Source organism: Nostocoides jenkinsii Ben 74 (assembly GCF_001046875.1).
GTDB classification, from domain to species: Bacteria; Actinomycetota; Actinomycetes; order Actinomycetales; family Dermatophilaceae; genus Nostocoides_A; species Nostocoides_A jenkinsii.
This window is the reverse complement of record NZ_HF571038.1, coordinates 554274-565102: the sequence shown is the minus strand read 5'-3', so window position 1 is coordinate 565102 and position 10829 is coordinate 554274. Positions and strand designations below refer to the sequence as shown.

Annotated in this window: 9 protein-coding genes; all 9 read left to right on the top strand. The window is 67.8% G+C overall.

The annotated features are described in order from the left end of the window. The first annotated feature begins 292 nt into the window (after positions 1 to 292). The 9 genes from BN13_RS02695 to nuoH all read left to right on the top strand — a co-directional run bounded on the left by BN13_RS02695 (position 293) and on the right by nuoH (position 10810). A complete protein-coding gene (locus tag BN13_RS02695; RefSeq protein WP_048544224.1) occupies positions 293 to 1576 on the top strand; it encodes an NAD(P)/FAD-dependent oxidoreductase in 1284 nt (427 codons plus the stop codon). 127 nt (positions 1577 to 1703) lie between these two features. Then, complete coding sequence (locus tag BN13_RS02690; protein WP_201329037.1) at positions 1704 to 2069, top strand: NADH-quinone oxidoreductase subunit A; 366 nt, start codon at positions 1704 to 1706, stop codon at positions 2067 to 2069. 12 nt (positions 2070 to 2081) lie between these two features. After that, positions 2082 to 2669 carry a NuoB/complex I 20 kDa subunit family protein gene (locus tag BN13_RS02685; RefSeq protein WP_048544220.1) on the top strand — a complete coding sequence of 196 codons (588 nt, stop codon included), beginning with the start codon at positions 2082 to 2084 and terminating at the stop codon, positions 2667 to 2669. Further along, positions 2666 to 3373: an NADH-quinone oxidoreductase subunit C gene (locus BN13_RS02680; protein ID WP_048544216.1), complete on the top strand. Its 708-nt coding sequence runs from the start codon at positions 2666 to 2668 to the stop codon at positions 3371 to 3373. Before BN13_RS02685 ends, BN13_RS02680 begins: the two co-directional genes overlap by 4 nt. Then, positions 3373 to 4761 (top strand): NADH-quinone oxidoreductase subunit D, encoded by a 1389-nt coding sequence (locus BN13_RS02675; protein WP_048544213.1) that lies wholly within the window; start codon positions 3373 to 3375, stop codon positions 4759 to 4761. The genes BN13_RS02680 and BN13_RS02675 overlap by 1 nt, the downstream gene beginning before the upstream one ends. Continuing rightward, on the top strand, positions 4761 to 5606 hold the full coding sequence (gene nuoE, locus BN13_RS02670; RefSeq protein WP_084733526.1) for an NADH-quinone oxidoreductase subunit NuoE: 846 nt from the start codon (positions 4761 to 4763) through the stop codon (positions 5604 to 5606). Before BN13_RS02675 ends, nuoE begins: the two co-directional genes overlap by 1 nt. 1 nt (position 5607) lies before the next feature. After that, positions 5608 to 6918 carry an NADH-quinone oxidoreductase subunit NuoF gene (gene nuoF, locus BN13_RS02665; RefSeq protein ID WP_048544211.1) on the top strand — a complete coding sequence of 437 codons (1311 nt, stop codon included), beginning with the start codon at positions 5608 to 5610 and terminating at the stop codon, positions 6916 to 6918. Beyond that, positions 6915 to 9449, top strand: coding sequence for an NADH-quinone oxidoreductase subunit G (locus BN13_RS02660; protein ID WP_084733525.1), 2535 nt, complete (start codon positions 6915 to 6917; stop codon positions 9447 to 9449). The genes nuoF and BN13_RS02660 overlap by 4 nt, the downstream gene beginning before the upstream one ends. Continuing rightward, positions 9446 to 10810, top strand: a complete 1365-nt coding sequence (gene nuoH / locus BN13_RS02655) for an NADH-quinone oxidoreductase subunit NuoH (protein ID WP_048544209.1) — start codon at positions 9446 to 9448, stop codon at positions 10808 to 10810. The genes BN13_RS02660 and nuoH overlap by 4 nt, the downstream gene beginning before the upstream one ends. Positions 10811 to 10829: the final 19 nt, after the last annotated feature.

Below are 10829 nucleotides of genomic sequence, written 5' to 3'. Positions count from 1 at the left end.
CCCGCGCCCGAGCCGGCACCCACTCCTGAACCGGCGCCCGCGCCCAACCCGGGGCCCGTGCCGAGCCCGTCGCAGCCCGAGCAGCCGACCGATCCGGGCGCACCCCCGGCCGATCCGGGCGCACCTCCGGCCGATCCCGGTGCAATCCCGACCAATCCCGATCTCCCGGGGACCGAACCCGCCCAGCCCCAGTCAGGCCCAACTTAGGTAAGCCTTCCTTAGACGGTTCGCGTCGGCTCGCCTAGACTCCCGGAGTTCGTGAAACCGTTCACAAGCGCGCGAGGGACAACACATGACACAGCCTGTGGAGCAGGCCGATGTCGTCGTCGTCGGAGCCGGTCCGGGCGGCAGCGCCACCGCGGCATACCTCGCCCAGCACGGTCTTGATGTCGTGCTCCTGGAGAAGGCCACCTTCCCGCGCGACAAGATCTGCGGCGACGGCCTCACCCCGCGCGCGGTCAAGGAACTCGTCAGCCTCGGGGTCGACACGACCGGCTGGCAGCGCACCCAGGGTCTGCGGATCAAGGGCGGCGGTCACACGCTGACCCTTGATTGGCCGACCACGCGCACCTTCCCCGGATACGGCATGGTCCGCACCCGCGCTCAGTTCGACGAAGCCCTCGCCCGGCACGCCCAGCAGCGCGGCGCGCGACTTCTCGAAGCCACCTCAGTCACCGAACCCATCCGCGATGAGCGCACGGGTCGCGTCGTGGGTGTCCAGGCCAAGCGGCTCGATTCCCGAGGGCGTGCCACCGGCGAGACGTATGCCGTGCGCGCCCCCATCGTCGTCGCCTCGGACGGCGTCTCCTCCCGACTGGCCACCGCGGTCGGGCGGGAGAAGCGCGAGGACCGCGTCATGGGAGTCGCCGTCCGCGCGTATTACAAGACGCCCCGCCAGGACGACTACCTGGAGTCCCACCTGGAGTTGTGGACCCGCGACGACGCCGGCAACCGGCGCCTGATGCCTGGCTACGGCTGGCTCTTCCCGCTGGAGGACGGCCGCACGAATGTCGGCCTCGGCATCCTGGACACCTCCGAGGCCTTCGGCAAGACCGACTACAAGGACGTCATGCGTCGTTGGGTCGAGGACATCGACGCCGACTGGCATCTGACGCACGATGAGTCCGCGGGCCCGATCCGCGGCGCGGCTCTTCCCATGGGCTTCAACCGCGCCCCGCTATATGCCGATGGCCTCCTTCTCGTGGGCGATGCCGGCGGGATGGTCAACCCCTTCAACGGCGAGGGCATCGACTACGCGCTCGAAGCTGCCCGGGTGGGGAGCGAGATCATCGCCCAGGCGCTGACCCGCGGTGGTGCGGCCGAGCGCGAGCGGGTGCTCGCGGCATACCCGGAGAACATGAAATCCGCGCTCGGCGGCTATTTCACCCTCGGTCGCTGGTTCGCCCACGCGATCGGGCACCCCGAGGTGATGCGACTCGCCACGAAGTACGGCCTGCCGCGCACCACGCTGATGAAGTTCCTGCTCAAGGTCATGGCCAACCTCCCGGAGGAGCGTGGCGGCACGGCGTCGGATCGCCTCATCAACGCGATGTCGCGACTGGCGCCGAACGCATGAGCGGCGTGTCGAGGGCTACCGGCGTGGCGTCGGGACCTGCCTGCGCTGGCCGCTGTCGGACCCCTAGGATTGAATGGCGCATATTGGTGACCTGGGCCACATCTGATGAAAGCGAGGTGGGCTGGTCGTGAACAACCACCCATACCTACCGTTGCTGTTCCTGCTGGCGATCGGTGGCGGGTTCGCGGTCTTCTCCGTGGCCATTGCGCCGTTGACCGGTCCCAAGCGCTACAACCGGGCCAAGCTCGACGCCTACGAGTGCGGCATCGAGCCCAGCCCGCAGGCAGCCGGCGGTGGCCGCGTCCCGATCAAGTACTTCCTGACCGCGATGCTGTTCATCATCTTCGACGTCGAGTCGGTGTTCCTCTATCCGTTCGCCGTCGCCTTCAAACAACTCGGCCTGTTCGCGCTGGTCGAGATGGTCCTGTTCATCCTCACCGTGTTCATCGCCTACGCCTACGTCTGGCGTCGTGGCGGCCTGGACTGGGACTGACGCGAGGCAGCCATGGGTATCGAAGAGAAACTCCCCGCCGGATTCCTGCTCACCACGGTCGAGCAGGTCGCGGGCTACATGCGCAAGAGCTCGGTTTGGCCGGCCACCTTCGGGTTGGCGTGCTGCGCCATCGAGATGATGGCGGTCGGCACGCCGGACTACGACATCGCCCGCTTTGGGATGGAGCGCTTCAGCGCCACTCCGCGCCAGGCCGACCTGATGATCGTCGCCGGCCGCGTCAGCCAGAAGATGGCGCCCGTCGTGCGCCAGGTCTACGACCAGATGCCCGAGCCCAAGTGGGTCATTTCGATGGGTGTCTGCGCCTCGTCGGGCGGCATGTTCAATAACTACGCGATCGTCCAGGGTGTCGACCACATCGTGCCGGTCGACGTCTACCTTCCCGGTTGTCCGCCACGACCGCAGATGCTGCTCAACGCAATCCTGACGCTGCACGACCAGATCCAGAACTCCAAGCTCGGGGTCAACCGCGTCGCGGCCGCCCGTGCCGCCGAGGAGGCCGCCCTGCGGGCCACGCCCACCCATCTCATGGCGCCCACCCATGACCATGCCGTTCCTGCCGGACGGAGCCTGCTCGCATGACCGACACCCCAACGCCCGACGACGGCCTGCTGCCGAGCGCCCCGGGGACCACCCCTGATCCGGTTCAGCGCGGCGAGCGCCACGGCATGTTCGGCGCCACCGCCGGTGCCGACACCTCCGGTTACGGCGGTCTCGTGTCGCCGATCCTTTTCCCGGGGGCGGCCGTGCGGCCATACGGCGGCGGTTTCGACGAGCTTGCCGACGCCATCGAGGCGACGTCCGCCGCCGGCGCCATCACTCGCACGGTCATCGACCGGGGCGAGATGACGATCTTCGTCCGCCGGGAGGACCTGCCGGCGGTCATGCAGGCACTGCGCGACGAGCCGTCTTTGCGGTTCGAGCTCTGCTTGTCGGTCTCTGGGGTCAACTACCCGACCGACGCCGGGGCGGAGTTGCACGTCGTCTATCACCTGATGTCGATCACGCACGGGTGTCGCCGGCTGCGGGTCGAGGTCACCGTGCCCGACAGTGACCCGCGCGTTCCCTCCGTGGTTTCGACCTATCCCGCGGCCGACTGGCACGAGCGCGAGACGTGGGACATGTTCGGCATCATCTTCGACGGCCACCCCGCCCTGACCCGGATCCTGATGCCGGATGACTGGCCGGGCCACCCGCAACGCAAGGACTACCCGCTCGGCGGGATCCCAGTGGAGTTCAAGGGCGGCTCCGTGCCCCCGCCCGACCAGCGGAGGTCCTACAACTGATGAGCACCCAAAGCACCGACAGCAGCGTCTTCGAGTCTGCCGACTTCGACAGCCACGAGACCCCTGACATCTTCGCCGCGCCCGGCGAGGACGCTGGCGCCCGCGTCTTCACCGCGCAGGGTGGCGACTGGGACGACATCGTCGGCGACGTCGGCTCCCTCCCCGAGGAGCGCATCGTCGTCAACATGGGCCCGCAGCACCCGTCCACCCACGGCGTGCTCCGGCTCATCCTCGAACTCGAGGGCGAGACGGTCACCGAGGCCCGCGCCGGCATCGGCTACCTCCACACGGGCATCGAAAAGAACATGGAGTTCCGCACCTGGGTTCAGGGCGTGACCTTCTGCACCCGCATGGACTACGTCATGCCGTTGTTCACCGAGACGGCCTACTGCCTCGCGGTCGAGAAGCTTCTCGGCATCACCGACGAGGTTCCCGAGCGGGCCAGCGCCATTCGCGTGCTGATGATGGAGCTCAACCGCATCACCAGCCACCTCGTGTGCATGGGCACCGGCGGGATGGAGATGGGCGCCACCACGGTCATGACGGTCGGGTTCCGCGAGCGCGAGCGCATCCTCTCGATCTTCGAGATGATTTCCGGCCTGCGGATGAACCACGCTTACATCCGTCCAGGCGGGGTCGCCCAGGACCTCCCGGCTGGTTCTATCCAGGCCATCCGCGAGATGATGCCCTTGCTGCGCAAGGGGTTCCATGAGCTCGAGTTGCTCATGAACGAAAACCCCATCCTCAAGGGCCGCACCGTCGGCGTCGGCTATCTCGACCTGGCTGGCTGTATGGCGCTCGGCGTCACCGGCCCGGTCCTGCGCAGTGCCGGCCTGCCGCACGACCTGCGCAAGGCCGCGCCCTACTGCGGTTACGAGAACTACGACTTCGACGTCGTCACCCGCACCGGAGCCGACGCCTACGACCGGCTGCGCAACCGCATCGACGAGATGTACCAATCGCTGGACATCATCGAGCAGGTCATCGACGTGCTGCAGGGCCACGCCGGCCCCGTCATGGTCGCCGACAAGAAGATCGCCTGGCCCGCGCAGTTGGCCATCGGCTCCGACGGCATGGGCAACAGCCTGGCCCACATCAAGGAGATCATGGGCACCTCCATGGAGTCCTTGATCCACCACTTCAAGCTGGTCACCGAGGGCTTCCGCGTTCCTCCCGGCCAGGCCTATGCCGCCGTGGAAAGCCCCAAGGGCGAGCTCGGCTGTCACCTCGTCTCCGACGGCGGCACCCGGCCGTTCCGGGCGCACTTCCGAGAGCCGAGCTTCAACAATCTGCAGGCCGTTGCGGCCATGTGCGAAGGCAGCCAGGTCGCCGACGTCATCGTCGCCGTGGCCTCGATTGATCCTGTGATGGGAGGTGTCGACCGCTGATGGAGCACTACGGCGAGCAAACCGCCTCGGGCTTCCTGCACGTCGCCCCGGAGAGCAAAGAGCCCTACGCGCCCGACGTCTTGGCCAAGCTGGCCGAGGACGCGGCGGCGATCGTGGCGCGCTACCCGGTCAAGCGGTCGGCGCTGTTGCCGATGCTGCATCTCGTGCAGAGCGTTGATGGCTATATCGCTGGACGCGGCGTGACCTTCTGCGCCGACGCGCTCGGCCTGAGTGAGGCCGAGGTCAGCGGGGTTGCCACGTTCTACACGCAGTACAAACGCCACCCCAATGGCGACTACACCGTCGGCGTCTGCACCAACACGCTGTGCGCCATCATGGGCGGCGACCAGATCTGGGACACCGTCAGCGAGCACCTCGACCTCGGTCACGACGAGACCACGACCGACGGCAAGATCACGCTGGAGCGGGTCGAGTGCAATGCGGCCTGCGACTTTGCCCCGGTCGTGATGGTCAACTGGGAGTTCTACGACAACCAGACTCCGGAGTCGACGGTTGCGTTGGTCGACGATCTCCGCTCGGGTGCACCCGTCAAGCCGACTCGTGGGCCCAACCGACAATGCACCTTCAAAGAGATGTCCCGGGTGCTGGCCGGCTTCCCCGACGGCCTCGCGGACGAGGGCGTCGGCGCCGGACCGGCCAGCTTGATCGGCCTGGAGGTCGCGCACGAGCACGACTGGCGCGCTCCCCGACCGCAGAGCGCGGGCGAGTTGATGGCCCCCGAGCACGAGACCGTCACGCTCAAGGATGAGCGCACCATCAAGACCGAGGTCGCCGCCGAGTCGTTGGCGCAGGCCCGCGTTGCCGACACGAAGGCAGGGGAGTGACATGGCGACGACGCTGACCCCCATCCTGACCAAGTTCTGGGATCACCCGCAGAGTTGGACGCTGGAGACCTACGAGGCCAACGAGGGCTACCAGGCCCTGACCAAGGCGCTGGCGATGGACCAGTCCGCCCTGGTGTCGATGGCCAAGGATTCCGGCCTGCGTGGTCGTGGTGGTGCCGGCTTCCCGACCGGGATGAAGTGGTCCTTCCTGCCCCCACCGGACGGCGGCCCGCGCTACCTCGTGGTAAACGCCGACGAGTCCGAGCCGGGCACCTGCAAGGACATCCCGCTGATGATGGCGGCGCCCCACTTCCTCATCGAGGGAGTGGCCATCACGTCATACGCCATCGGGTGCAACCACGCCTTCATCTACCTGCGTGGGGAGGTCGTCCACGTCTACCGTCGCCTACTGCGCGCGGTGGAGGAGGCGTATGCCGCGGGCCACCTCGGCAAGAACATCCAAGGCTCCGGCTTCGACCTCGACGTCACAGTGCACGCCGGCGCCGGCGCCTACATCTGCGGTGAGGAGACGGCGCTCCTCGACAGCCTCGAAGGCCGTCGTGGCCAACCGCGCTCCAAGCCGCCGTTCCCGGCCGTGGCCGGCCTCTATGCCCGTCCCACTGTCGTCAACAACGTCGAGTCGATCGCTTCGATCCCACCGATCCTGCTGCACGGGGCCGACTGGTTCGCGGCGATGGGCACAGAGAGCTCCAAGGGCTTCGGCATCTTTTCGCTGTCCGGCCACGTGGCCAACCCCGGCCAGTTCGAGGCGCCGCTAGGCATCACCCTGCGCGAGTTGCTCGACATGGCCGGCGGCATGCGCGGCGGCAAGAAGCTGAAGTTCTGGACCCCAGGCGGGTCTTCCACGCCTCTGTTCACGGAGGAACACCTCGACATCCCGCTCGACTTCGACTCGGTCGCCAAGGCCGGCTCGATGCTCGGCACGCGCGCGCTACAGATCTTTGACGAGACGACCTGCGTGGTTCGCGCCGTGGATCGCTGGACCGACTTCTACAAGCACGAGTCCTGCGGCAAGTGCACCCCGTGCCGCGAGGGCACGTGGTGGCTCAAGCAGATCATGGGGCGGCTGGAGCACGGCCAGGGTGACGAGGAGGACCTCGAGAAGCTGCTCGACATTTGCGACAACATCCTCGGGCGCTCGTTCTGCGCGCTGGGTGATGGCGCGACGTCGCCGGTCACCAGCAGCATTCAGTACTTCCGTGAGGAGTTCCTTGAGCACCTCCGCCAGGGCGGGTGTCCGTTCGATCGCGACGCCTCCGCTCTCTTCGCGAAGGAGACCGCGTCCGTATGACCGTCACCCCTGAGAAGTCGACCGCTGAGAAGTCGCCTCAGCAGCCGCAAAGCCCGGCCTCGGGCGCCGACGCCGTCCCGAAGCCGGGCGGTGCGGAGGCTCCGGCCGCGAAGCCGCCCGTCGACATGGTCGAGCTGACCATCGACGGCATCCCCGTATCCGTGCCGAAGGGCACGCTGATCATCCGGGCAGCCGAGCAGATCGGCATCGAGATCCCCCGGTTCTGCGATCACCCCGGACTCGACCCGATGGGCGCCTGCCGGCAGTGCCTCGTCGAGGTCGCCATGCCCGGCCCGCCCGGACCGGACGGCAAGCCGGGCGCCGCGCGCCAGATGCAGGGGCCGCCCGGACGAATGAAGCCGCAGGCGTCCTGCACCATGACGGTTGCCCCGGGCATGGAGGTCAAGACGCAGTTCACCTCCCCGGGTGCCGAGAAGGCGCAGCACGGCGTGATGGAGTTGCTGCTGATCAACCACCCGCTCGACTGCCCGGTCTGCGACAAGGGTGGCGAGTGCCCGCTGCAGAACCAAGCGATGACCAGTGGGCGACCGGTGTCGCGGTTCGAGGACATCAAGCGCACCTACCCCAAGCCGATCAACATCTCCAGCCAGGTCCTGTTGGATCGCGAGCGCTGCGTCCTCTGTGCCCGGTGCACCCGCTTCTCCGACCAGATCGCCGGTGACCCGTTCATCGCGCTCGTCGAGCGCGGCGCGTTGCAGCAGGTCGGCATCTACGAGGACCAGCCCTTCGAGTCCTACTTCTCGGGCAACACGGTTCAGATCTGCCCTGTGGGGGCGCTGACCGGCGCGGCCTACCGATTCCGGTCCCGCCCGTTCGACCTGGTCTCGACCCCGGGCGCCTGCGAGCACTGCGCCAGCGGGTGCGCCATCCGCACCGACCACCGGCGCGGCACCGTGCTTCGCCGCATGGCCATCAACGACCCCGCCGTCAACGAGGAGTGGAACTGCGACAAGGGCCGCTGGGCCTTCGCCTCGCCGACCGTCGGAGACCGCATCGAGTTGCCGCTCGTGCGCGACGCGGCCGGCGAGTTGCAGGTCGCCTCGTGGCCCGAGGCGCTGGCCGCCGCCGCGGCCGGACTGCGGGGAACCAAGTCGGCAGTGCTCACCGGCGGCCGGATCAGCGTCGAGGACGCCTACGCCTACAGCAAATTCGCTCGCACGGTCCTGCACACCAACGCCATCGACTTCCGCACTCGACAGCACAGCAGTGAGGAGGCCCAGTTCCTGGCCTCCACTGTCGTGGCGACCGGACCCAATGGCGGCGCGACGACCTACGCCGACCTTGAGGCGGCCACCAATGTCCTGCTCGTCGGCTTCGAGGCCGAAGAGGAGAGCCCGATCGTCTTCTTGCGCCTGCGCAAGGCGTTCCGACGCAACAAGACGGTGGTCACCTCGATCGCGCCATACGCCTCGCGTGGTCTGACCAAGCTCGGCGGGACGCTCATTCCGGCGGCCCCCGGCACCGAGACCGACGTCCTCGCCGCCGACGCGGCGGCCGATGCCCTCTCCGGTGCGCGCAATGTCGTCCTCGTCGGCGAACGCCTTGCCAGCGTCGCGGGTGGCTTCGCGGCCGCACTCGACCTCGCCGAGCGGACCGGGGCGAAGCTCGCGTGGGTTCCGCGCCGGGCGGGCGAGCGCGGAGCGTTGGAGGCCGGCGCGCTCTACGGCCTCCTGCCGGGTGGCCGACCGGTCCGCAACGTCGAGGCGCGCGCCCAGGTCGCGGCAGCCTGGGGCGTTGCCGACCTGCCCACCGATGTCGGCCTCGACATGTCCGGCATCATCGCTGGCGCCGCCGGCGGCGGAGTCACCTCGCTGCTCGTCGGCGGTGTCGACGCAGCCGACCTCGGCGCCCAGGCTGCCAAGGCGCTGGAGAAGGCGTTCGTGGTGTCGCTGGACTACCGCCCGTCGTCGGTCACGGCATACGCCGATGTTGTCCTTCCGGTTGCTCCGCACGCCGAGAAGGCCGGGACGTTCGTCAACTGGGAGGGCCGCACGCGACCCTTCCAGGCAGCACTGTCGACGACCGCCTTGAGTGACTACCGCGTCCTGGACCTGCTGGCTGACGAGTTGGGTGTCTTCCTCGGAGTCCGGTCGCTCGCGGAAATCCAGCGCGAGATGTCGGCGTTGGGCGCCTGGGCGGGTGGCCGTTACCACCGGCCCACCACGACCGCGTCGCTCGTCCCCCAACCCGCCCCCGGCCAGTTCGTACTGGCCAGCTGGCACTTGCTCCTCGACAAGGGCAGCCTCCAGGACGGCGAGCCCTTCCTGGCCGGCACCGCGCATCCCGCGCGGGCCCGCATGTCGTCGGTGAGTGCCGCCGCCGTCGGCGCCGCCGATGGCGACGTCGTCACGATCACCGGACCTGCCGGATCGGTGCGCGTTCCACTCGAGGTCACCGACATGGTCGACCATGTCGTCTGGCTACCGGCCAATTCGGCTGGCTGCCGGGTCAGTGATCTCGGTGTTCCCGTTGGTCAGCTCGTCACCGTCATCCCCGGAGGTGCCTCGTGAGCTCGGTCCACTCGCTTCTGGCTTTGGCCGCTCAGGTCGACCCTACCGACAACCCGGTGGCCGACTTCAGCAAGACTCCCGTGTGGCTGTCCCTGGTCAAGGCACTGCTGCTCTTCGTCTTCCTCCTGCTCAACACGCTGATCGTCATCTGGTTCGAGCGGCGCGTCATCGGTCGAATGCAGCAGCGGCCCGGCCCCAACCGGACCGGCCCCTTCGGCTTGTTGCAGACGCTCGCCGACGGTGTGAAGCTCGCGCTGAAGGAAGACCTGACCCCCAAGAACGCCGACAAGTTCGTCTTCATCTTGGCGCCGGCCTTCTTCGGCGCGATGGCGTTCGTGTCCTTCGCGATCATCCCGCTCGGCCCGATGGTCTCGATGTTCGGGCACCAGACGCCGCTGCAGTTGACCGACCTGCCGGTCGCCGTGCTCTTGGTTCTCGCGGTTGCTGGCGTCGGTGCCTACGGCGTCGTGCTTGCTGGCTGGTCCTCCGGCTCGACCTATCCACTCCTTGGTGGTTTGCGCTCCAGCGCGCAGATCATCAGCTACGAGATCGCGATGGGCCTGTCCCTAGTCGCGGTGTTCATGTTCTCCGGCTCGATGTCGACCAGCCAGATCGTCGCCGCGCAGAAGGACCGCTGGTTCATCCTGCCCTGCATCGTCTCCTTCGTGATCTACGTGATCACCATGGTCGGCGAGACCAACCGACTGCCCTTCGACCTCGCCGAGGGTGAGGGTGAGCTGACCGGTGGCTTCCACACCGAATACAGCTCGCTGAAGTTCGCGATGTTCTTCCTCGCCGAGTACGTCAACATGTTCACGGTCTCCGCGCTCGCCACCACCGTGTTCCTGGGCGGCTGGCAGGCGCCTCCCGGCATCGCCTCGATCAACGACGGCATGTTCAACCACGGCTACTGGGGCCTGCTCTGGTTCTTCCTCAAGCTCTGGTCCTTCATGTTCTTCTTCGTATGGCTGCGTGGTGCCCTTCCCCGCACGCGGTACGACCAGTTCATGCACTTCGGCTGGAAGTTCCTCATCCCGGTCACCATCGTCTGGGTCGTCGCGGTTGCTTTCATCCAGGCCGCCAACGAGGGTTGGCTCGGCGACAACACACTGAGCCTTGGCGGGCGTAGCTACTACACCTCGCTCCTGGTGATCATCGGTCTACTCGTGGTGGGGGTCCTTGCGGCGACGTGGATCTGGGACGGCAGACAGGCCGCCAAGGCCGAGGCCCGCGAACCCGAGGTCCCCGACGAGATCGATCCGTTCGCCGGTGGCTATCCGGTCCCGCCGCTGCCCGGTCAGCGGCTGGTCGAGCCGGGGACGGCCCCCGCAACGCGCAACCAGGAGGTGCTCCGTGGCTGAGCAGGGCAAGGGTGGTTTT